Source organism: Chryseobacterium viscerum (assembly GCF_002899945.2).
In the GTDB taxonomy this organism is placed as follows: Bacteria; Bacteroidota; Bacteroidia; order Flavobacteriales; family Weeksellaceae; genus Chryseobacterium; species Chryseobacterium viscerum.
The window spans coordinates 177,337-199,012 of the sequence record NZ_PPEG02000009.1 but is presented as its reverse complement, the minus strand read 5'-3'; the positions used below and the strand labels follow the sequence as shown (position 1 = coordinate 199,012).

Annotated in this window: 23 protein-coding genes; 9 read left to right on the top strand and 14 right to left on the bottom strand. The window is 33.4% G+C overall.

What is annotated here, in order from left to right; translation table 11 throughout:
- Window positions 1-353: 353 nt before the first annotated feature.
- From C1634_RS26545 to C1634_RS20495, 9 genes are all read right to left on the bottom strand, one after another.
- Entirely contained in the window at window positions 354-728 is a 375-nt protein-coding gene (locus tag C1634_RS26545; protein ID WP_394337110.1) for a toprim domain-containing protein, read from the bottom strand.
- Between the two features lie 473 nt (window positions 729-1,201).
- Window positions 1,202-1,837 (bottom strand): hypothetical protein, encoded by a 636-nt coding sequence (locus tag C1634_RS20530; protein ID WP_123921528.1) that lies wholly within the window; start codon window positions 1,835-1,837, stop codon window positions 1,202-1,204.
- Between the two features lie 25 nt (window positions 1,838-1,862).
- Window positions 1,863-3,017: a relaxase/mobilization nuclease domain-containing protein gene (locus C1634_RS20525; protein WP_103235579.1), complete on the bottom strand. Its 1,155-nt coding sequence runs from the start codon at window positions 3,015-3,017 to the stop codon at window positions 1,863-1,865.
- On the bottom strand, window positions 3,010-3,459 hold the full coding sequence (locus C1634_RS20520; RefSeq protein WP_109739055.1) for a plasmid mobilization protein: 450 nt from the start codon (window positions 3,457-3,459) through the stop codon (window positions 3,010-3,012). The genes C1634_RS20525 and C1634_RS20520 overlap by 8 nt, the downstream gene beginning before the upstream one ends.
- Before the next feature lie 147 nt (window positions 3,460-3,606).
- On the bottom strand, window positions 3,607-4,485 hold the full coding sequence (locus tag C1634_RS20515; RefSeq protein ID WP_165835369.1) for a toprim domain-containing protein: 879 nt from the start codon (window positions 4,483-4,485) through the stop codon (window positions 3,607-3,609).
- 389 nt (window positions 4,486-4,874) lie between these two features.
- A complete protein-coding gene (locus C1634_RS20510; RefSeq protein WP_109739053.1) occupies window positions 4,875-5,861 on the bottom strand; it encodes a replication initiation protein in 987 nt (328 codons plus the stop codon).
- Between the two features lie 129 nt (window positions 5,862-5,990).
- Complete coding sequence (locus C1634_RS20505; RefSeq protein WP_109739052.1) at window positions 5,991-6,311, bottom strand: DUF3853 family protein; 321 nt, start codon at window positions 6,309-6,311, stop codon at window positions 5,991-5,993.
- A 246-nt stretch (window positions 6,312-6,557) separates the two neighbouring features.
- Window positions 6,558-7,478 carry a hypothetical protein gene (locus C1634_RS20500; protein WP_109739051.1) on the bottom strand — a complete coding sequence of 307 codons (921 nt, stop codon included), beginning with the start codon at window positions 7,476-7,478 and terminating at the stop codon, window positions 6,558-6,560.
- Entirely contained in the window at window positions 7,475-8,692 is a 1,218-nt protein-coding gene (locus tag C1634_RS20495; protein ID WP_449397349.1) for a tyrosine-type recombinase/integrase, read from the bottom strand. The genes C1634_RS20500 and C1634_RS20495 overlap by 4 nt, the downstream gene beginning before the upstream one ends.
- A gap of 809 nt (window positions 8,693-9,501) precedes the next feature.
- Here C1634_RS20495 and C1634_RS20490 point away from each other — a divergent pair.
- Genes C1634_RS20490 through pyk form a run of 5 tightly spaced genes read left to right on the top strand, consistent with a single transcriptional unit; the run spans window position 9,502 to window position 13,683 of the window.
- Window positions 9,502-9,741 (top strand): acyl carrier protein, encoded by a 240-nt coding sequence (locus C1634_RS20490; protein ID WP_002976354.1) that lies wholly within the window; start codon window positions 9,502-9,504, stop codon window positions 9,739-9,741.
- 34 nt (window positions 9,742-9,775) lie between these two features.
- On the top strand, window positions 9,776-11,020 hold the full coding sequence (gene fabF, locus C1634_RS20485; protein ID WP_103233925.1) for a beta-ketoacyl-ACP synthase II: 1,245 nt from the start codon (window positions 9,776-9,778) through the stop codon (window positions 11,018-11,020).
- 9 nt (window positions 11,021-11,029) lie between these two features.
- Entirely contained in the window at window positions 11,030-11,794 is a 765-nt protein-coding gene (gene rnc, locus C1634_RS20480; RefSeq protein WP_103233926.1) for a ribonuclease III, read from the top strand.
- Window positions 11,772-12,245 (top strand): IPExxxVDY family protein, encoded by a 474-nt coding sequence (locus C1634_RS20475; RefSeq protein WP_103233927.1) that lies wholly within the window; start codon window positions 11,772-11,774, stop codon window positions 12,243-12,245. Before rnc ends, C1634_RS20475 begins: the two co-directional genes overlap by 23 nt.
- Entirely contained in the window at window positions 12,238-13,683 is a 1,446-nt protein-coding gene (gene pyk / locus C1634_RS20470) for a pyruvate kinase (protein WP_103233928.1), read from the top strand. Before C1634_RS20475 ends, pyk begins: the two co-directional genes overlap by 8 nt.
- Window positions 13,684-13,796: 113 nt before the next feature.
- On the opposite strand, the gene C1634_RS20465 is transcribed toward pyk, so the two are convergent.
- From C1634_RS20465 to hutI, 4 genes are all read right to left on the bottom strand, one after another.
- Window positions 13,797-15,092 (bottom strand): aldehyde dehydrogenase family protein, encoded by a 1,296-nt coding sequence (locus C1634_RS20465; protein WP_103233929.1) that lies wholly within the window; start codon window positions 15,090-15,092, stop codon window positions 13,797-13,799.
- 134 nt (window positions 15,093-15,226) lie between these two features.
- Window positions 15,227-16,141, bottom strand: a complete 915-nt coding sequence (hutG, locus tag C1634_RS20460) for a formimidoylglutamase (protein WP_103233930.1) — start codon at window positions 16,139-16,141, stop codon at window positions 15,227-15,229.
- Between the two features lie 9 nt (window positions 16,142-16,150).
- A complete protein-coding gene (locus C1634_RS20455) occupies window positions 16,151-16,552 on the bottom strand; it encodes a hypothetical protein (RefSeq protein ID WP_103233931.1) in 402 nt (133 codons plus the stop codon).
- A 14-nt stretch (window positions 16,553-16,566) separates the two neighbouring features.
- The gene (hutI, locus tag C1634_RS20450; RefSeq protein ID WP_103233932.1) at window positions 16,567-17,790 is read right to left on the bottom strand and encodes an imidazolonepropionase; all 1,224 of its coding nucleotides are present in this window, start codon (window positions 17,788-17,790) and stop codon (window positions 16,567-16,569) included.
- 246 nt (window positions 17,791-18,036) lie between these two features.
- On the opposite strand from hutI, the gene ruvB reads away from it, so the two are divergent.
- The 4 genes from ruvB to coaE are packed head-to-tail and all read left to right on the top strand — an operon-like array spanning window position 18,037 to window position 21,232.
- Window positions 18,037-19,059 carry a Holliday junction branch migration DNA helicase RuvB gene (ruvB, locus tag C1634_RS20445; protein ID WP_109739049.1) on the top strand — a complete coding sequence of 341 codons (1,023 nt, stop codon included), beginning with the start codon at window positions 18,037-18,039 and terminating at the stop codon, window positions 19,057-19,059.
- 42 nt (window positions 19,060-19,101) lie between these two features.
- On the top strand, window positions 19,102-19,713 hold the full coding sequence (locus tag C1634_RS20440) for an FMN-binding negative transcriptional regulator (protein ID WP_103232024.1): 612 nt from the start codon (window positions 19,102-19,104) through the stop codon (window positions 19,711-19,713).
- 13 nt (window positions 19,714-19,726) lie between these two features.
- Window positions 19,727-20,593: an MBL fold metallo-hydrolase gene (locus C1634_RS20435; RefSeq protein ID WP_103232025.1), complete on the top strand. Its 867-nt coding sequence runs from the start codon at window positions 19,727-19,729 to the stop codon at window positions 20,591-20,593.
- A 9-nt stretch (window positions 20,594-20,602) separates the two neighbouring features.
- Complete coding sequence (gene coaE, locus C1634_RS20430; RefSeq protein WP_103232026.1) at window positions 20,603-21,232, top strand: dephospho-CoA kinase; 630 nt, start codon at window positions 20,603-20,605, stop codon at window positions 21,230-21,232.
- A gap of 136 nt (window positions 21,233-21,368) precedes the next feature.
- Here coaE and C1634_RS20425 read toward each other — a convergent pair.
- Window positions 21,369-21,676 (bottom strand): T9SS type A sorting domain-containing protein (locus C1634_RS20425; RefSeq protein WP_165835368.1); only part of this gene is annotated, 308 nt, incomplete at its 5' end.

Sequence of the window (21,676 nt, the reverse complement as noted above, 5' to 3'; positions counted from 1 at the left end):
ATTTGAGTTTTTGCAAATGTAGCAAAAAAATAAAACAGTACTGACTGTCAACAAATTAACAATCGATACAATTAGCTACCAAACAATTTATTAAAAATCATCATATTTAAAATATATTTCATATATTTTAAATATAATTAATTATTAAAATTAAGTTCACATTTTACATAAGAAAAGTAAATAATCCATTATGTTAAAATCTAAAACTCATTTTTATTTTTGCAACTATAAAACTATTATTGTTTTCAGTTTGAATAAACAAATAATTCTCAACTTGCCTGTTTCAATATTACGTAGTTAAGCTGCCAAATTACATCTTGTTGAATTAAGAAAACTTTGGTTAGTTTCGTTATTTAGATATTAGAAAAGGATGTACTGAAACAAAACCACTCGTTCAAATCTTTGAAATCTTTATATAGTAAAGAACAATCTTCCACATTTCGATACTTCTTTTGAATGATTTCCTTTGTCACTTCTCCATTTGAATCATTGTCCAGGTAAAGTGAAATTTTGTCGTACTTCTTTAGCCTTCCTTGAGCTTTGAAGAGCTTTGACGTGGAATTTAAAATCAAAAAGTCGGAATTTGAATCTTCTTTTTCGAGATTTCTGAAAATCAGATAATCAAAAAAGTCTTCAAAAATAGAAACTTCTTTAGTCCTATTGATTTTATTCTCAATAAGAGTAATACCTTTCCTTCCAAGACATATTTTCAAATATTTATTTCTCACCTCAAAACCTCCAAAATCATTTTTAAATCCAATTCCAAAAAGGTCTTTCCTTTTTAATCGACAATGAACCTATCTAACCAAATTAGTCTGCTTTGTAAAATATAACCCTGTTCTGAAAAAATATTTCCAGAAACTATATTTTGTACATATACCGAAATACTAAATAAAAGAAAAAATAAATATTTCATATAAAATACGTCATATTATAATGTTTGCCAAGAATCGAAGGTAATGAAAAAAACAATTTAGTAACTTTGAATAATGTATTAAATTTTATTCCTTACTGTAATATAATACAAGGTAATTCTTTGAACTTGCGAAAAATGAATAAGACTACACTTTTTTTTAACTTGGCTGTTGTTGTCCTCTGTTGGAATGTGGGAAAATCTGCTGTTTTGGTGAGGCTGATTTTTCCACATTTCAATAGAGTGGGTTAAGAAAAATTCGATAAAAACCAGAACTCAAACTGATTGCTATTTGTTGTTTTTAGCTTCAAACCCATCTTTAAACCTTAAAAAATCTTCTGCTTTCTTAGGATTATTCTTGATCCACAATTGCATTACTTTAGTATTTTCAGACAAGATTTTCACCTCATTTTCGTTATAGATCTTTTTTCCTTCATAAGCAATATCATTTAAAATATCTTGGCGCAGTTCACTTTTTGCTTTGATGCTTTCTTTGTACCAATTGGTTGCGAAATTGATAGAAATAATCAACACCAAAACTGAGAAAATTGCAACTCCAATTCCGCTCCAAGTAAATTTCTCCATCCTTTTTGCTAGTTTTTGAAAACTTACCAAAAAATCGCTGGTTTTTTGTGAAATAACGGCTCCTATTATGGTAGCAATATCTTTTAAATATTGATTTCTTGAAAGTTGTTCTTTTTCATAAAAAGCCAATACCTCATTAGGAATTTCTTTCACGACTTCCAAGTCTAATTGCATTTGACCAATTGCCAATACCAGATCTTCAATATCCGCTTTCAATTCCGCATTAGATTCGTTATTCTCCAAATTTGAGGCAATGTTATTGTCATTAGATTTTATCACGTTTTCCAAAAGTTCCATTCCACTACTTTTAGATTCTTCGTTTTGATTTTTATTTTCCATTTTTTTATTTTTGAATAGTTGATATTTATCTTGATTTTCTTTTCTTTTTCCATAGTTCATCATCGTTTTGAGCAACATAATTCGGTTTCAAAAGTTCTTCTAAAAGTTCACCTGCAATTTCTGCTACACTTTCTTTTGATGGTGATTGTGGTTGAGTGTTCAGACTATTTATTTCGCTGGTTCCAGACATTGATTTTATAAGATCTTGAAAGTTGGAATCGATCTCAGAAAGAGAAAAACCTTTGTATTGATTAAAAAGTAATCCGTTTTTCTGCTTGTTATTTCCCAATTGTTCAGTTTTACCTATCCAAACGTCTTGAATTTCATTTTTTTGATTGGGTTTGAACTCTTCTTTATATTGAATTTTAACAGAGAATCCTTTCTGATGCAGACTGGCTCGGAACTCTTTCCAATTCTCAGTCGATTTTTCGGCTTCCCGAACCGCATTTTTCACCTCAAACAAAGATTTTATTTCAGAAATTTTCAATCGGTTTGAAATTTCAGACAATTTGTAACCCGCTTTATAAACTCTTTCGGTTTGATGGTTTTTGTCCTTTTCCATAACAATCCGCATTCCCGAAATCCCGTCTTTTACATTGGATGACAATTGAATTTCAAAACCTTTTTCTTTCATTTTGAAAACAAGAGCATCAAAATCTTCCACTGCTTTTAAAGTTTCGGTCAAATTTTTAAGCATTTCTGCTTTTTTCTGAATTCCAATTTCAACATCGGTTAATAATCCTTTCTCTTTACAAACTTCTCTGACAGCTTCACCAAATCTCTTTCCGATATAGTGTGCTTTCACAGTGCACTTTCCCGAAATATCAATCCTATTGGCGACAAAATGAATATGCTTATGTTTTGTACTGTTGTGAATATCCAGTCGGTATTGATTTTTGTTTGTCAAACCTACTTTTGCAAGAGCTTCTATCGCAATTTGTTTGAATTCTTCATCCGTCAATTTTCTGCCGATCTCGTCCGGTTGAGAAATGTAGCCCGTCAATGCCCATTTATTTACTTTGGTATTTCTTTCAGCTACGGTTTTCATTTCGTTAAACTGACCTTCAGCAGTGTCACTCAAAAGATAGCCTGAAGCCACCATTTCTGCTGTTCCTTTATCGTTTGCATTGTATTCCAAAGCAATTTTTGTAATGGTTCTTGTGGTTGCCGAGTTATTCATTTTTCTGAATTTTTGAGTACAGGTATTGATGAACTAATTCGATCAGATTCTCAATTTTTTCTAAAATTTCTTTTTTATTTTCAAAAACATTCCATTCCTGATTTCTTAAAAGATTGGTTATTTTTTTGAAATGATTACCAAATTGAAGTAAGACTTCATCGGTTTGAAATTCATTGATCTTTAATTCTTTTTCGAATAAAACATTCCGAATATAGGTGGACAATTTTAGTGGATGTTTTTTTTGTTTTTGAATGAGGGTTTCATATTCAGAATTGGTCATTCTTATAGAAATCACTTTATCCAGTTTTTTATTTTCTTTGGTCTTCAAACCACCTTTCCGACCTAGTTCCTGGAAATATTTTTTTCTCTTTTCCTGAGCAATCTTTGCTTCATTTTCTTTGGCGACTTGGTGTATAAAATCTTGTAAAAAGTCTTTTTCCATTGTGTTAATTTTAGTGTGTTTCAAAACATTTCTGACGATAGGAAGAAATCAAAAATCCCAATTTTACAATCAGCGGCTACGCTTATTGTAAACTTTGGGTACTTTTTGCACTAACGTACTACCATATTTTACCTGTGTTTATTTTACTCACCTTCGCCTTTGTTTGACTTGTCTTTCAGGTAATGGATTTTTGTGAATCATCCAGTCATTTAAGTCTTTAAAATCTGAATATAAAACCCGACAATCTTCTGCGCTTTGATTTTCATTTCTAATAATTTCAACGGCACGATTTCCAGCTTCGTCATTGTCAAAATAAAGCTCAATATTTTCATAATTTCCTAGTGAACTTTTAATATTGTGAATCATCGAAACGGAATTCAAAATGAGATAATCGACAGGTTCTTTTTCTAAAAAATTCTCTACATTTTTAAAGGAAAGAAAATCGAAAAAGCCCTCGAAAATCCGAAGCGATTCTGATCCGTTTTTTATGGTTGAAATATCTTTTTTGCCCAAACAAATTTTAGAATATTTATTGCGGATTTCATAACCGCCAGAATCGTTCTTGAAACCAATTCCGAAATAGTTTTTATCATTCATTCGGTAATGAATTTCGTGTAAGAACTGAGTTTGATTTCCAACTTTTCTTTCTCTTAAATATTCCAAAAGTGCAGGATGCTGGATTCCATTAACGTCCAGTATCTCATAATTTTTACTCGGGCTTTTGAACTTCTGATCAGGAATATTTTGATTTAGAAAAGAAGAAAAGTTCTGATTTTCTGCCCAAAGTAAAACTCCATTTACTGAAGTATTCAGATACTTCTTCATAAAGTCAGTATTGTTTCCACCGATTCCTTCTGAGAATAAGTACCACTTGTTAAGACTTTTATTGATTTTAAAAGAGGCTTGGGATTCGCTGGCAAAGGGGTTGAGATACCAAGCTTCTTTTTCATTTTGTTTCGCTGGAAGGTGTCCGAGAGAAAGGAGGACTTCTTCCAACGATATGCTGTTAAATTGTTTGCAGTTCATTTTGTAATTTTTTGCTATTTTTTTCTTTTTTCTTTCACCATCAAAAATATTTACGGAGATAATATCCAAATTGTCAACAACTTTTCTATTTTTAGAACAATTGATTTTCAACCCATTGCAAATAGATAATTCTTGATATTTTATCCACATTTATTATTTTAATTATTAAGATTATAATACTTAATAGGCATTAATATAATTAAGCAGATTTTCAATACACTTATAAGATTTTGAAAATGAACAACTTAAACAGGATCGAACCGTTATTATTCGGAGATAAAATCCAGAAATACGGAGATAATATCTGTTTTTTCGGAAATAATATCCAGAATATCGGAGATAACATCTGAAAAAACGGAGGTAATATCCAGAATTACGGAGATAATATCCTACTCATTTTCAAGTAATCGAAAAGCTGCTTTTATGTAATCAATTCCTATCAAATTCGGATCAATTTTTCGTTTCAATCGAATTGATAGTTCTTTGTAACCTCTTACTTCAAAAAGCTTCCGTAGGACGGATAAACTTCTTTCGTCAAGCTTCCGTGTTTTTTTTAAATATTTCAATGCCCGATCAGTCTGAAGATTGTTTAATGATGAAAACACTTCCCCTAAACCAACAGCGTTCTTTGTGTAATAAATCAAAAAGCTATAATTTCCTTTGTCATAGGCATAATTAAAACTTAGCTCATTATAACTATCCAGATCCGCCTTTACATTATTCAAAAAATCTCTCTCAAAGCGATAATGCCCTTCATAGTGATCTTTATGAATGAATAACTCTTTAAGTATCTGCGAATACGATTTTATAATTCCTCCGTGCTGTTTGTATTTCAATAGCCACATTAAAAATCTGAGAGTATTGGAAGTCGAGGCTTGGTATGGGAGATCTTTTTTGATAGAGAAATAAGAATTCATATTTACGAGATGTCTCAGTACAGCCTTATCCATTTTGAAAAATATATTTTTCTTGTTCCATCCCGGCTCTATTATGAAAGGGACAGCCTTGTAACCGTTGATAGTTTCATCTTTTAATCTCAGCCAGTTGATGTTGGCCATATTGATCAATGCGGACTGGATATATTCATTTTTCATCCTTCTGTCTGGATTTAAATCGTGGAGTGATAATAAAAAATCTATCGTTCCTTGATTTGCCCACCCTTCATAGTAATCATCAAAGGAAAGCGGATTCTCTTCTTTTTTCAAAGCCGATTTCACCGATATAAATAAAGACTGTTGCTCTTTGATCGCAGATAAGATGACCACCAAAATTCTCTGCTCGATAATGGTTGTCTCCTGAGAAATTAAAACCTCCCGAAAATCATTAGAAATAAGCACTTTTTTTCGAGTTTTTGGAGTGAAAATTTTACTTTCCATCTATAATTGCTTTACGTTTTAAAATATTGTAATCAACCAAGATTGAAGTTTTGTCTTCTGAAATCAATGACTTTTCAATTTGCTTATAGTAAACCGTGCCTATTCGTAGATATGGAATTTTATTTTTCATTATTTCTTCTTTAGTCCTGGTTTACCATTGTTCTTTAGAAGTTCCAATGCTTTTTCAACATCGATAATTATTTTTCTACCATTTTGAATAATGGCTTGGTCAATCGTGCCACTCTTTTTCAACCTTTTAGCCGAAGATTCACTACAATTCAATAAGCTTTGAATACCTGAAATGCCATAGACATATTTTTTCTCTATAATTTTTGAATTTTCAAAGTTTTCAGTATTTGATTTTACGCCACTTCCCTCAATTAAATCAAGAAATTCTTTGCCTGTTAGTTGCCATAATGGTTTTTCTTTTAATGAATTAATATTTTCCATTTTTTGAAATTTAGATTTGATTAAATAAATGCCTTGTACTTTGGCTTTCGTTTGTTCGAACAGGTCAAATTTCTAATAACTATTTGGTGATTTTTCGTGATTCTCTTGTAAAATAAAAATGCAAATAATTGAATAACAATTATTTGCATTTATGGAAATTTTATTTTTCGTGATTTTAAACCGTCTACAGGTTTTATATAGTTCTTTGCAGTTTATTCTTGAAGTTTATTGACCATTTTTAACCGTTTACGAGTTGATAATTTCATCAAAAATTTTATTTTTATCTGTTCGGTAAAATCTACTTTCCAATGTGCCCACTCTTAAATTAAATTCTTTAATTACAAAATTTTCCCAATCTTGCTTTTTAAATCCCTTTTTCTCAACATCATCTGATAATAATTTGAAAAGATAACCGAAGTGTGTCACTTTCAAAGCATTAGTACAGCTTTGTTTTGGGGTTTTTAAATTTAAAATGAGATGGAAATTTTCAGATGTAAGCTGAGATTTTGAATTGATGTATTTTTCTTCAATCATCGTTTCAAAAATTCTTTTGGTCAGTTTTGAATCAAAAATCTCATTGGTTGATTTTAAAAGAGAAACTTTAAAATAATTTCCGATTTTTTCAATTATTTCATCCGCTTTATTAAGGATTTTAAAATAATAATTTGTTTTAACCCAAGAATATTTATTGTAAATCCGTTCTTTCTCTTGTTCTAAATGAAATAATTCTTTTTCAAGTTCATTTATTATATTTTGTTTTTCTAACTGAGCCATTCCAGAATTATACTGTTCTACTTCCAAAATTTCTCTTTCTTTCAATTTAACCCATTGCTGGATTTTGCGCAGTTCTGGTATATTCTCAAAATAAAAATTTAAAAATCGATCATTTGTAATGACTTTTTTTTCAAAAACAAGATCATTATATTTACTTATCTTCCCTATTAAATCGTTGAAAATAATCTCTTTAAATCCTTCATTAGCTAATTGCATAAAAAAAACATCAAAGTTTTTTTCATCAAGTTCTTCGCTGATTTCTTTACTTTTATATAGCTTTTTCATTTGAGCTTCACCGTAATGAAATTTATCATTATGTAATAGAAAAAAAGCACCATCAAAAATTTTTATGAGGTAAGATATTTCTTGTAAAAATTGATTCTCATTTTTCATATTAAATCAAATTTTTTCATAGCATTAGCCTTGATATTATCAGCAATATCAATATATGGCTTCATAGATTTATAATCAGAATGTCCTGTCCATTTCATTATTACATTCACCGGAATTCCCAAAGAAAGAGCAGTACAGATAAATGTACGGCGTCCTGCGTGAGAACCCAATAAATCATATTTTGGAACTACTTCATCAATTCTTTTGTTACCTTTATAATAGGTGAGACGGATGGGTTCGTCAATTTCTGCAAGTTTGGCTAATTCCTGTATATATTCATTCATTTTTTGATTAGAAATTACTGGTAACGCTTTATTATTTGGAAAAGGTATTTCATTATATTTTTCAAGAATTTCTTTACTTTTTTTGTTAAGCTCAATTATTAAACTGTCTGCTGTTTTCTGGGTGGTGATTTCGATATATTCATCTTTCACATCTGACCGTTTCAAATTGAACGCATCACTATATCGAATTCCGGAATAACATAAGAACAAGAAAACATCCCGAACTCTTTCTAAATAATTTTTACCAGCAGGTATTTCATAATCATTTAGCTTTTTTAACTCTTCTTGTGTTAAAAAAATAATTTTCTTTTGGGTAGATTTCAGTTTAGGTTTATAAGTTTCGAAGGCTAAATTTTTATTATACCCTTTTGCTTTTGCCCACTTCAGAAACCATTTCAAAAAACTAATTTGTTTTTCAATGGTTGAATTTCTCATTTTTAAATTATCTCGCAGAAATTCAGAATATAGAGTCAATCCTTTTTCATTAAAAAATGAAAAAGAAAGCTTATGTTTGAATTCACTCAAATGATTTTTTACTGTTGCCAATTTTGCAAAAGTACTTTCACTCCAGTTTTTAAGTCTTCCATTATCCGTTATAAACTCATCATAATAATCGAAGAAATTTTTTGAACTAATTTTAGACTTTTCTGTTACGAAAACAGAATTGAAAATAAATCTAACTTCTTCTTTGGTAGGTATTTCTTCTTCAAGTTCAAATTTTTTAAAGATATTATGAATTTCAGTTTCGTAATCTGAAAGTTTACCATTTATATCGGAAGCAGATTGCATAAGCTTATTAAAGGTATTTGCTTTTACCTTCTTTTTTTGGCTATCCCATTTATTTCTGTCAACACGTATTCCTGTAAATATTTCAAGCCTGTTACTAGCGTATGTGATTCGCATACGAATAGGAATATTTTCAGTGATCAATTCTCCTCCAGTTTTTCTGTTTTCGAGATCGAAAACAATGTTTCGTTTAATAATCATAGTCTAAAAGTTACACCCAGTTTTACACCCATTTTTTAAATATCTTTGTGGTCTTTTATAAAACACAAAGATACTAAAAAATTGCAAACAATTGATTTTTAGACTATTAAAACTTTAAAAAACTGTCATGAACCAATAGGTAAGAATCCCTCCAACTCCACTAAAAAGAGAATCTAAATAATAGATTCTCTTTTTTATTTATCATATAACACAAGAAATCAGAACAAGCCATTAACACAATGCCTATATAATAATATGAGTCACATACTATATAGTATATCTATTCAACATAAAGAACTACTTAACATTTAATAGAATAAGTTTGTTCGATTGAACTTATTAATTATCTTATTATTTCCCGAATTTAATTTCTATAATACTCTTTCATTAAAATGATTCAGTCTCTATTATATTGTACTAATATTTTTAAATAATAAAATCTTTCTATTACTTAAAGTAAAATCTTTGGAACTAAAAAACGAAGATAAATTACTTTTTAAAGATCATATTTCATGAAATTAAAGTTCTCAATAGTGAAATTTGGAAGATATATCTTATATCACCTATTAGACTTTCTATGATTGATTTTATATTTATACACAAGCAACAAATATAACCTACTGAAAATTAAAAGACTAAATCGGGACAATCCAAAATGAAAGCTTCTACCCCACAAAAAAGACTAAAAAAATGTTTTATCGTAAAGAATTTTATATATTTGCACCATCTAACAATTAAAAAAATAATTTACTATGTCAGACATTGCATCAAGAGTAAAAGCTATCATCGCTGATAAGCTTGACGTTGAAGAAACAGAAGTAACTCCTGAAGCTAGCTTCACTAACGATTTAGGAGCTGATTCACTAGATACAGTTGAACTTATCATGGAATTTGAAAAAGAATTTAATATTCAAATCCCTGATGACCAGGCTGAAAAAATTACTACTGTAGGACACGCTATCGCTTACATCGAAGAAGTAGTAAATAAATAATATTCTTCAACAAAAAAGAAATTAAACAAAGTTTATGGAATTAAAAAGAGTAGTTGTAACAGGATTTGGAGCAATAACACCAATAGGAAATAATGCAAAAGAATACTGGGAAAACCTTGTAAAAGGTGAGAGCGGTGCCGCTTCGATTACTCTTTTTGATGCCACAAACTTTAAAACAAAGTTCGCCTGCGAGGTGAAGAGTTTCGATCCACTACAGCATTTCGATAAGAAAGAAGCTAAAAAAATGGACCGAAATACTCAATTGGGACTTGTTGCTGCCAGAGAAGCAGTGGCACATTCCAGAATTATTGAAGACAATGTAGACAAAAACAGAGTTGGTGTAATCTGGGGATCCGGAATTGGAGGTTTAGAGACTTTCGAAACTGAGGTATTAGGATGGGCAAATACGGAAATTCCGAGATTCAACCCTTTCTTTATTCCTAAGATGATTGCAGATATCACTCCTGGTCATATCTCAATTGAATATGGTTTCCACGGACCCAACTATACTACTGTTTCTGCATGTGCATCTTCAGCAAATGCTATAATTGATTCCAAAATGCTGATCCAGTTAGGAAAAGCAGACGTGATTGTATGCGGAGGCTCTGAAGCAGCCGTTACAGCAAGTGGTGTCGGTGGATTTAATGCAATGATGGCCCTTTCTACAAGAAACGATGATCCAACAACAGCTTCAAGACCTTTTGACAAAGACAGAGATGGATTTGTATTAGGAGAAGGTGCAGGAACAATCATTCTTGAAGAATATGAGCACGCAGTAAAACGTGGGGCTACAATTTATGCAGAATTATTAGGAGGAGGTTTGAGTGCTGATGCACATCACATGACGGCTCCACACCCTGAAGGTCTTGGTGCTTATCTGGTAATGAAGAGTTGTTTGGAAGATGCAGGTTTAACTGCTGATGAAGTAGATCATATCAATATGCATGGTACATCTACTCCATTAGGAGACATCGCAGAATCCAATGCAATCTCAAGATTATTAGGCGAGCATGCTTACGACATTCAGATTAATTCTACAAAATCAATGACAGGACACCTTTTAGGTGCTGCAGGTGTTATTGAAGCTATCGCTGCATTGGGAACTATTATTCATGGTATTGTTCCTCCTACCATCAACCATTTTACTGATGATGAAAATATTGACAGCAGACTAAACTTTACGTTTAATTCAGCTGTGAAGAAAGATGTAAAAGTAGCCATGAGCAATACTTTCGGATTTGGCGGGCATAATGCTTGCGTTCTATTTAAGAAAATCTAAATTCAATGAATGGAGTTACAGAAATACTTTTCTAAATTCCTTATCAAAAAAAGAAAAAGACAACTCACGGAGAGAGAGTATTTTCTCAGTACCGAGCTTAAAAAAGTATTGGGTACGGAGGTACAAAATATAGCTCTTTACCGCGAAGCTTTTTCTTTGAAAAATTCTTCTAAAAATCAAGACAGCAATTACGAAAGACTTGAATTTTTAGGAGATTCTGTTTTGGGTACAATTATTTCTTGTCATTTGTTCCAGACTTATCCTCAAGCTAATGAAGGATACCTGACACAGATGAAATCTAAGATTGTTAATAGGAAAAACCTCAATAAATTAGGAGAAGACCTTAAGCTTACCAGCCTTTTGCAAAAGCAAAACAATTCTTCAGCCCTAGGTGAAAATATCTCCGGAAATTTATTCGAAGCTTTAATTGGTGCCGTTTATTTGGACTTCCACTATGATGCCTGCAAAAGGATCATTCTGGAAAAATTACTGACCCCTTCCGAGATCAACAAGCTTGAAAACAAAATTGTAAGCTACAAAGGCCTCCTGCTTGAATGGAGCCAAAAGAAGAAGGTTAATATCAAGTACGAAACCTGCGAGGAAATACAAGTTAATAAATCTGTTGTATTCAGGTGCCACGTGTGGCTGGGAGATGAAAAAATTGCAAACGCATCAGAGACTTCCAAGAAGAAAGCAGAGGAAAAAGCAGCACAGAGGGCATTTTATATTTTAAATAAAAAAGAAAATATACTTGGAAATTCAAAAACTTTATGATCTTGATGATATAGAATTTGAAGATATTGCCATAGGATTGGTAAGATTAGCAAAAGATATACCTGCTCATGAGTTTTTCTACAAAATAAATCAAACCAACAACCTCAATTTTGCAAGAAAGAAAGACCTGGTCTTTCATGGGGGATATTACGATTATTTTTTTCCTAGATATGAGGCCTACCACAAGTTTTCAAAAACTTGTTTTACCTTTATTTCAAATAAATCTTCGGAAAGTAAGCAAAAAAAAGTTCAGACGGAACTCTTTACAGAAGAAGAAAACATTAAATTTTTATTAAATAATCAGGTAGATGTCGAATATATTTTACATAGTTCGGAACAGTTTCCTGATTTTTCCGTAATTTTGCTCCCTGAAAATCTTGTGTTTCCAATTCAAGATTATACACTGAGTTCTGATGAGGAACTTTATCAAATTATCCAGTATTATGAATAAGTATTTAAAGAAGACAAAAATTATCGCAACACTAGGACCTGCTTCGTCATCGAAGGAGATAATGTTAGATTTAATGAAAGCGGGTGTTGACATTTTCAGAATAAATTTTTCCCATGCAGATTACGACTTAGTTCGATCAAATATTGAAATAATTAGAGAGCTAAACAGCGAGTATGGGTATTCAGTGGGTATTCTAGGAGACCTTCAGGGACCTAAACTAAGAGTAGGTGTTGTAAAAGAAGGTTCTTATCTGAACCCTGGAGATATTCTTACTTTCACTAATGAAAAGATGGAAGGAGATTCTACCAAGGTTTATATGACTTACCAACAGTTTCCACAGGATGTAAAAGTAGGGGAAAGAATCCTTATTGACGATGGGAAGCTAATGTTGGAGGTTATTGAAACCAATGAAATAGATACTGTAAAAGCAAAAACCATTCAAGGTGGTCCGTTAAGTTCTAAAAAAGGTGTTAATCTACCTAATACGAATGTTTCTCTTCCTGCTTTGACAGAAAAGGATGTTCAGGATGCTAATTTCATGCTTGACATGGAAGTTGACTGGATTGCCTTATCATTCGTTCGCCATGCTCAGGATATTATCGACTTGAAAGAGCTTATCAATGCGCATCCAAATGGTAAATTCAAAACACCGATCATTGCGAAGATTGAAAAGCCTGAAGGGGTAAAAAATATTGAAGAAATCCTGTTAGAATGTGACGGATTGATGGTTGCCCGTGGTGACCTGGGTGTAGAAGTTCCAATGGAAGAAGTTCCTGCTATTCAGAAAAATCTGGTAGAAAAGGCAAGGTTCTACTCTAAGCCTGTTATCATTGCTACCCAGATGATGGAAACTATGATCAACAGCTTAACGCCAACCAGAGCAGAAGTAAATGACGTTGCTAACTCTGTATTGGATGGAGCTGATGCTGTAATGCTTTCAGGAGAAACTTCTGTAGGGAGATATCCGGTACAGGTTGTGGAAAATATGGCCAAAATTGTAAAGAATATCGAAACAACTCATTTTTATCAACATAAAAATGAGCCTATCGAAAAGGATTACAACTGTATCGATGAGAGATTCATTACCAATAGAGTTTGTCTTGCAGCAGTAAGAATTGCTAAAACAACCAACGTTTCTGCTATTGTAACGCTTACTCATTCTGGGTATACTGCTTTCCAGCTTGCAGCACACAGACCTAACTCACAGATCATTGTTTACAGTGGAAACAAAAGAGTAATCGCTATGCTGAACCTTCTTTGGGGCGTTCACGCTTACTATTATGATATGAAAAAGTCTACTGACGAAACGATCATCCAGGTAAATATGCTAACCCATAACTATGGCTATATTGAAACAGGAGATTTCGTAATCAACATCAATGCTACTCCATCATACGAAGGTGGAAAAACAAATACATTGAGATTGACTACCGTTTAAAAGAAGAAAAGGCAAAGTACTTTTGTCAAAACATACAAAAACAAAAACTCCCGGAAATCGATTTCCGGGAGTTTTTTATTTATAAAAATAAGGCTGTGTCATTAATACCAACCTTAATAATGTCCTACGATAGTTCTCGCTGTTACAAACTCTTTTAGAGCCAGCAAAGAAAGCTCAGTTCCATATCCTGAAGCCTTGCTTCCACCGAATGGAAAACGCGGATCAGAACTCGTCATTCTGTTGATATTTACTGTTCCTGATTCAAGATTCTCAATAAAGAATAATTGACGCTCTGGTTTCTTGGTCCAAACAGAATTGGAAAGTCCGAAAGGAATATCATTTGCCATTTGTAAAGCTTCTTCATCATTTTTTGCAATCATGATCATTCCAAGAGGTCCGAAAAGTTCTTCTTTTAAAATTGGATTTCCTTCCTGAACTCTAATTAAACCGGGTTTAAATTCATTCTCTGAAATTCTCTCCAAAGGAATAATAATTTCTGCACCATTTTCCAATGCTCTATTGAATTGAGCTTCTAACTCATCAGCAAGGTCGGGTCTTGCCATTCCTGTTAATTTAGTTTCCTTATCTAAAGGATCTCCGATTTCATATTTTTTATATTCTTCAATGAATTTAGGTAAAAATTCACCTTCAATCTTTTCATCTATGATAAATCTTTTTGCCGCAGTACAGGTTTGTCCACAATTTTGAAGTCTGGATTTTACTCCTGCTTTTGCTGCTGTTTCCAGATCTGCATCATCGAAAATGATAAAAGCATCACTTCCTCCTAATTCAAGTAAAGATTTTTTGATATTTAAACCAGCTATTGAAGCCACTTCTCCCCCTGCTTTACCACTCCCTGTTAAGCTTACTCCTTTTACAACATCATGTTCAAGAATTTCCTTTACAGCCTGATGTCCTACTTCAAGATTCTGGAAAATACCTTCCGGAAAGCCTGCTTCCAAAAGAACGTCTACTATTGCATTTCCACTTCCGAAACAAATTGAAGCATGTTTCAAAACGACTGTATTTCCAGCTAAAATTGCAGGAACAGCAAATCTTAATACCTGCCAGAAAGGAAAATTCCATGGCATTACTCCTAAAATCACTCCTTTTGGAACATAATGAACTTCAGAATAAGCAAATTCAGATTCAATTTTTTCTGGTTTTAAAATATTCTCAGCGTCTGCATAATAATTCATCATTAAAGCACACTTTTCTACTTCAGCAATGGATTCTGAAACAGGCTTATTCATTTCCTTAGTAATGATTGTCCCAAACTTTTCAGAATTATTCTTTAAAATTTCTGCTGCTTTTGCAATTAACTTCTGCCTTTCCTCAAACGGCACTTTTCTCCACACTGAAAACGCTTTATCTGCTTTAATAAGCTTGCTTTCAATTAATTGTTCCATAATATAATTTCTGTTTTAAATTCAGCTAATGAATTTATGAGCGCTTTTATTTTAAAAGCACGATGAAGTCAGCAAATTTCATTCCTTAAGGGTTAATAAAATAATGATTTTCTCTATCGGAAGAATATAACTTTTTACATCATTAGCCATTCATTCACAAGACATGCTGCCAGCCTTGCCGTCCTATCCTGAATATCGAAAGACGGATTAACTTCTGCTACATCCAGTGCAACCAGTTTTTTGTTTTTTAAGATATGTCTGTAAAAATGCATAAAGGTTGTATCTGCAAAGATACCATTATATGCTGAAGCGGAAACTCCGGGTGCGATAGATGCGTTAAATACATCCATACAAATAGTAAGATAGGCGAAATCCACATTATCCAGCAGCTCATCTATACGCTGATAAATAGAAGGAAGGTTTTCAAAAAACAATTCATCTGAAAGGATGTATTTCATCCCATACTGATGAGCTGTATCGAAAAGCTTTAGCGTATTCGAGTTTCTCTGGATGCCGATATGAAGAGAATTGATAGGACCTTCCTGGGCAATCTGCCAGAAACCGGTTCCGGAACTTGGTCCTACCCCTTTTTCCGGCTGTCTGTTATCAAAATGAGCATCAATATTAATGATCCCTATTTTTTGTTCAGGAAAGGCTGTTTTTACCCCTAAATAATGGGCATACGTCACTTCATGCCCTCCGCCCAGTACAAGAGATTTTCCACCTTTTAAAAGTACTTTTGAAACATTTTTGGCAAGATTATTCTGAGTATTTTCCAGATTTTGGTCTTCACAGGTAACGTTCCCAAAATCCAGCATTGAAAAACCCGGAATAATCACTGGAAAATTAGCCATATTCTTTCTGATCACATCAGGTGAATCTTTGGCTCCCTGACGACCTTTATTTCTCCTTACTCCTTCATCTACAGCAAAACCATGCAAGACAAAATCATCTGTAGAAATGTTGTCGTAATTACGTTCTTCCTTTACTCTTTGAAATAATCTGTGATAGAGAAGTTCTTCTCCGTCCAATCTGCCTTGCCAAATCATAATCTAAAATTATTCTCTAAACCTACCTTTTATAGTAGGTATAAATGTTCTGAAAAATAAAACTATAAATACTAATAAAGCACCACCGAGTTTAAACTGCATACTTCTATTTTCTTTATTAAAATAAAAAGTCACAATACCTAAAGCAACAATGGCTATTAGGTAAAATGTAGAATAAAGATATCCTCCTCTATTTTCATGTTTAAATTCTCCTCCATTTGCAGCAAACATTTCATCCAACATATTATTGGCTATAGCAGGCTCTACTTTTCTAATATCTGAAGTCAAGTTCTTCATGATAAAGTCTTTTTTCGTGCCTGATTTTACAGCATTTAATGCATAATCAACGTTTTTTTCTGCAATACCAAGAGAGACATATTTTTCTTTAATCTCTTCTAATTTAATTTTCATGGATGTGTTTTCTATTACTTTTTATTACCATCAATGTATACACTTTCCGCTTTTAAGCTTCCCTGATTATAAAGTACATTCTGGAAATTATTGGTTTTGAAAGTGACAAAATCTGCCTTTTTTCCTGCCTCCAATTGTCCTCTATCCTCAAGATTAAGTGCATAAGCAGCACGGAAGGTCATTCCTGCCAAAACTTCAGCAGTCGTCAGTTTCTGGAAAGTTGCCAGAATAGAAGCCTGAGTAATTAAATTTCCCATGGGAGCTGATCCCGGATTCCAGTCACTTGCGATAGCTACGATAGCTCCTGCATCTAATAATTTTCTTGCCGGAGTAAATTTTTCACCCAATCCTAAGCTTGCCCCAGGAAGAGCTGTTGCCACCGTATCTGATTCAGCCAAAAATTGAATATCCTCGTCAATGGTTGCTTCCAAATGATCTGCAGACTTCGCTCCTACTTCCACCGCAATTCTTGAACTTCCAGGGGTAAACTGATCCGCATGTACGGTAATTTCAAAACCTAATGCTTTTGCTTTAAGTAAGAATTCTTTACTCTCGTCAGGCTGAAATGCTGACTTTTCAATAAAAATATCTACTCTATTTGCCAATCCTTCTTCTTTTACTTTTGGTAAAATTTCGGTAATGATATATTCCAGATATTCAGAATTGCTTCCTTCAAAATCTCTTGGTTTTAAATGGGCTGAAAGACAGGTAGGCACCAAAGTTGCCTTCGTCGAATTTTGTGCATTTTTAATAATTCTAAGCATCTTCAGCTCATTTTCCACATCCAGTCCGTAACCGCTCTTTACTTCAATGGTGGTAATTCCCAGATCAACCAGAAAGTTGATTCTTTCTATCAAAGTTTTCAATAATTCTTCTTCTGAAGCATTTCTTGTGTGCTGTACAGAACTCCAGATTCCACCGCCGCTTTCTGCAATTTCCAGATAAGTTTTTCCAGCATTACGCATGGCAAAATCGTTGGCACGGTTTCCTCCGAAACAAATATGGGTATGTGAATCTACAAAAGCAGGAAGTACAATCTGTTCTCCTTCTATCTTTTCGATTTCTATGGTAGGATTTTCTGCTTTTAATGTTTCAAAATTTCCAACTTTCTGAATGGTATTCTGATTTACTATAATTCCTCCGTCTACAATAATTTCCAGTTGTTCATCGGAAAGTTTTCCTCTTAATGGTAAGTTAGCAAGCGTTACCACCTGCTTAAATGGTCCTATTAATTTCATTTATTTAATATTAAGGCGAATGTTTACTTTATCAATTAGTATTGATCTATCTAAACAATCAAAATTTATTAATTTTTATTAATAATTTCTCCTCTCAAAAATACTTAAAATATCCCAATTATTTCAATCTTAGCGATTCTCATTTTTAACGTGAGTCTAAACGTCTGTATCAATCTTAACCTTTTCTCAATCTGCCCTTCAACCTTAGTCTAAATTTGCTATCTTTGAAGTAAATGAAATGAATTAATGCCAGATTTTTTACATCCAGATAAGGAAAACTACTCACGAGAGGAGCTCATGCAGGAAGAACAGATCCGTCCCCAAAGCTTTAAAGATTTTGCGGGACAGAGAAAAACGCTGGAGAACCTTGATGTTTTTGTTACCGCTGCGAAAAGACGTGGTGGAGCACTAGATCATGTTTTATTACATGGCCCGCCAGGGCTTGGAAAAACTACTTTAGCCAATATTATTGCCAATGAACTTGGGGTAAATTGTAAGATCACGTCGGGTCCTGTATTGGATAAACCCGGAAGCTTAGCTGGTTTGTTGACCAATCTGGAAGAAAATGATGTTCTTTTCATTGATGAAATTCACCGTCTATCTCCTATTGTAGAAGAATATTTGTATTCTGCAATGGAAGATTACAAGATTGACATTATGCTGGAAACAGGTCCTAATGCCAGAAGTGTACAAATCGGACTGAATCCCTTTACCCTAGTGGGCGCAACAACCAGAAGCGGAATGCTTACGAAGCCCATGCTCGCCCGATTCGGGATTCAAAGCAGGCTGGAGTATTATTCTATTGAACTTTTATCAATGATTATTCAAAGAAGTGCAAGGGTTTTAGGAGTTGTTATTTATGAAGATGCCGCGATAGAAATTGCAAGAAGAAGCCGTGGAACACCAAGGATTGCCAACGCATTATTGAGAAGGGTACGTGACTTTGCCGAGATCAAAGGGAATGGTGAAATTGAAATCAATATTACAAAATATGCATTAAATTCTCTGAATGTGGATGAATTCGGTTTGGATGAAATGGACAACAAGATCATGCGTGTTATGATTGAAAACTTCAAAGGAAAGCCCGTTGGTATTTCTGCTCTGGCTACATCTATTGCTGAAAATCCGGAAACTTTAGAAGAGGTTTATGAACCATTTTTGATCCAGGAAGGATTTATTATCCGGACTCCCCGAGGAAGAGAAGTTACTGACAAGGCTTACAAACATTTAAATATTACAAGACCTAAAAATCCGGGTGAGCTTTTTTAATTCAAAGTTCAAGGTTTAAGGCTAATTAGAATTTCTTAGTTTATGTTTATACCCAAATTATACAGAAGTGAAGATTTTGATGTGATGAGAGATATCATCAAGGAAAATTCTTTTGCTTTACTGATTTCTTCCGCTGATAAAATCAGGGCGACTCATTCTATGATGCTGCTGAATGAAGATGATCCTGAAAATGCTTATATTGAGACTCATATTTCGAGAGCAAATCCTCAGGCAAAAATATTAAAAGACGGTGATGAAGTTCTCTGTGATTTTTTGGGAGCCCATACTTATATTTCCAGCAGCTGGTATGATCATATTAATGTTTCCACATGGAATTACGAGGCAGTACAGATCTATGGAAAAGTTGAATTGATGAACCATGATGAGCTTTATGCCCATTTGGATAAATTAACATCCAAATATGAAAACTTCCAGCAATGTCCGATGATGGTGAAAGATATGGGAAAAGAATTTGTAGAAAAGGAAATGAAAGGAGCTTTTGGGATAAAAATAATTCCTACCGAAATATTTATCAAGCAAAAACTTTCCCAGAACAGGAAAGAGCCTGATTTTAACAACATCATTACGCAACTTGAACAATCTGATGATAACGGGAAAAAGATTGCGGAGAAAATGAAATTAATAAAGAAATAATCAAAATATACATATGAAGTTATATCCAATACAATGTGGAAAATTTAAACTGGACGGCGGCGCTATGTTCGGAGTCGTCCCAAAGAGTCTGTGGGAAAAAACAAACCCAGCAGACGAAAAAAACCTAATCGAGTTGGGAACACGTTCCCTGCTTATAGAAGACGGAAAAAAGCTCATCCTTGTAGACTGCGGTCTCGGCAACAAGCAGGATGATAAATTTTTCGGACATTATTCTCTTTGGGGAGATGATACTCTTGATAAAAATCTAAAGAAATATGGCTTTATAAAGGAAGATATCACCGATGTATTCCTTACTCACCTTCACTTCGACCATTGTGGTGGCGCTATAGAGTGGAATGATGACAGAACCGGATACAGACCGGCTTTCAAAAATGCCAACTTCTGGACTAATGAAAACCACTGGCAATGGGCAACTGAACCTAATGCGAGAGAAAAAGCAAGCTTCCTGAAGGAAAATATTATGCCGATACAGGAAAGCGGCCAGCTTAATTTTTTACCCCTTCCTACTACCGGCAATTACGGTTTTGCCCCGGATCTGAAAATGGATGTCATCTTCGTAGATGGCCATACGGAAAAGCAAATGCTTCCAGTAATCCAATACCAGGAAAAGACTGTTGTTTTTGCGGCAGACCTTATTCCTACGGCAGGGCATATCAATCAGGTTTATGTAATGGGATATGATACGAGACCTCTTTTGACCTTGGAAGAAAAAGGAAAATTCCTTAAACAATGTGTAGACAACGAATATCTATTGTTCTTTGAACATGATGCTCATAATGAACTTGCAAGCCTTACAATGACTGAAAAAGGCGTAAGACTTGATGAAACGTTCACCTTTAATGATGTTTTTGGATATTAATTTTTAATTATGGAAGAATTACATTCAGAAATACAACAGACAGAACCGGAACCATCGCCCAAGGTTATAGGATTAACAGGCGGAATAGGTTCTGGAAAAACAACAGTAGCCCAATTTATAGAAGAGCTCGGTTTTCCGGTTTACTATTCTGATGACAGGGCAAAAGCGATCGTTAATGAAAGCGAAGCACTGAAAATAAAAATAAAGGAACTTCTTGGTGAAGAATCCTATGATGAAAACGGATTGTATGATAGAAAATTTGTTGCAGATAAAGTTTTCAACAATAAAGATCTGCTCCATCAGCTAAACGAAATTATTCATCCTGCTGTACGGATTGATTTCGAAGATTGGGTACAAAAGCAGAGTAAATATTTAGTATTCAAAGAAACAGCACTCTTGTTTGAACTAAAGCTCAACAGAAAATGTTATAAGTCTCTTTTGGTAACAGCTGAGGATAATATCAGAATCAAAAGAGTGATGGACAGGGATAACAAAACCTACCGTGAAGTAGGAGTTGTCATGGAGAAACAAATGCCGGAAAGGGATAAAATTAAAATGGCAGATTGTATTATCTACAACAATACCAATCTGGAAGAATTGAAAGAACAGACTGAAAAAGTGATTTTCAGTATTGAATAAATAAAAACTCGTTAGAAGCTTTTCTAACGAGTTTTTTTATGTAAAAATATTATTCTGGAATTGTTCTCCAACGAGATCTTTTAACAAAAATAAGCCTCCATTTCTGGAGGCTTATTCTATTTGAAATTTAGTTTACTTATTCTTTGATAAATTTCTTCTGAACTGTTTTACCATTATCATCGATATCAATCACATAAACACCGTTGATCAATCTGCTTACGTTGATCTGGCTGTTGAGTAAAATACCATCTCCGATTACCTGTCCTGCAGCATTGTAAATCTTATATTTAGCTCTCTTGCTAATATTCTTCACAAACAATACTGAACTTACAGGGTTTGGATAAATCATGATTCCAGTCTGATCTATCGGGTTAGAAACGATAGGCTTAGAGATTCTTACCGTGTAATCCTCTACTTCTCCATTCTTGAAGTCTGCACAGTTTA

Coding starts and splice junctions, on each gene's coding strand:
- C1634_RS20530 (WP_123921528.1), bottom strand. CDS start 1,837: ATGGAAAATAAAAATCAAAACGAAGAATCTAAAAGTAGTGGAATGGAA.
- C1634_RS20525 (WP_103235579.1), bottom strand. CDS start 3,017: ATGAATAACTCGGCAACCACAAGAACCATTACAAAAATTGCTTTGGAA.
- C1634_RS20520 (WP_109739055.1), bottom strand. CDS start 3,459: ATGGAAAAAGACTTTTTACAAGATTTTATACACCAAGTCGCCAAAGAA.
- C1634_RS20515 (WP_165835369.1), bottom strand. CDS start 4,485: ATGAACTGCAAACAATTTAACAGCATATCGTTGGAAGAAGTCCTCCTT.
- C1634_RS20510 (WP_109739053.1), bottom strand. CDS start 5,861: ATGGAAAGTAAAATTTTCACTCCAAAAACTCGAAAAAAAGTGCTTATT.
- C1634_RS20505 (WP_109739052.1), bottom strand. CDS start 6,311: ATGGAAAATATTAATTCATTAAAAGAAAAACCATTATGGCAACTAACA.
- C1634_RS20500 (WP_109739051.1), bottom strand. CDS start 7,478: ATGAAAAATGAGAATCAATTTTTACAAGAAATATCTTACCTCATAAAA.
- C1634_RS20490 (WP_002976354.1), top strand. CDS start 9,502: ATGTCAGACATTGCATCAAGAGTAAAAGCTATCATCGCTGATAAGCTT.
- fabF (WP_103233925.1), top strand. CDS start 9,776: ATGGAATTAAAAAGAGTAGTTGTAACAGGATTTGGAGCAATAACACCA.
- rnc (WP_103233926.1), top strand. CDS start 11,030: ATGGAGTTACAGAAATACTTTTCTAAATTCCTTATCAAAAAAAGAAAA.
- pyk (WP_103233928.1), top strand. CDS start 12,238: ATGAATAAGTATTTAAAGAAGACAAAAATTATCGCAACACTAGGACCT.
- C1634_RS20465 (WP_103233929.1), bottom strand. CDS start 15,092: ATGGAACAATTAATTGAAAGCAAGCTTATTAAAGCAGATAAAGCGTTT.
- hutG (WP_103233930.1), bottom strand. CDS start 16,141: ATGATTTGGCAAGGCAGATTGGACGGAGAAGAACTTCTCTATCACAGA.
- C1634_RS20455 (WP_103233931.1), bottom strand. CDS start 16,552: ATGAAAATTAAATTAGAAGAGATTAAAGAAAAATATGTCTCTCTTGGT.
- hutI (WP_103233932.1), bottom strand. CDS start 17,790: ATGAAATTAATAGGACCATTTAAGCAGGTGGTAACGCTTGCTAACTTA.
- ruvB (WP_109739049.1), top strand. CDS start 18,037: ATGCCAGATTTTTTACATCCAGATAAGGAAAACTACTCACGAGAGGAG.
- C1634_RS20440 (WP_103232024.1), top strand. CDS start 19,102: ATGTTTATACCCAAATTATACAGAAGTGAAGATTTTGATGTGATGAGA.
- C1634_RS20435 (WP_103232025.1), top strand. CDS start 19,727: ATGAAGTTATATCCAATACAATGTGGAAAATTTAAACTGGACGGCGGC.
- coaE (WP_103232026.1), top strand. CDS start 20,603: ATGGAAGAATTACATTCAGAAATACAACAGACAGAACCGGAACCATCG.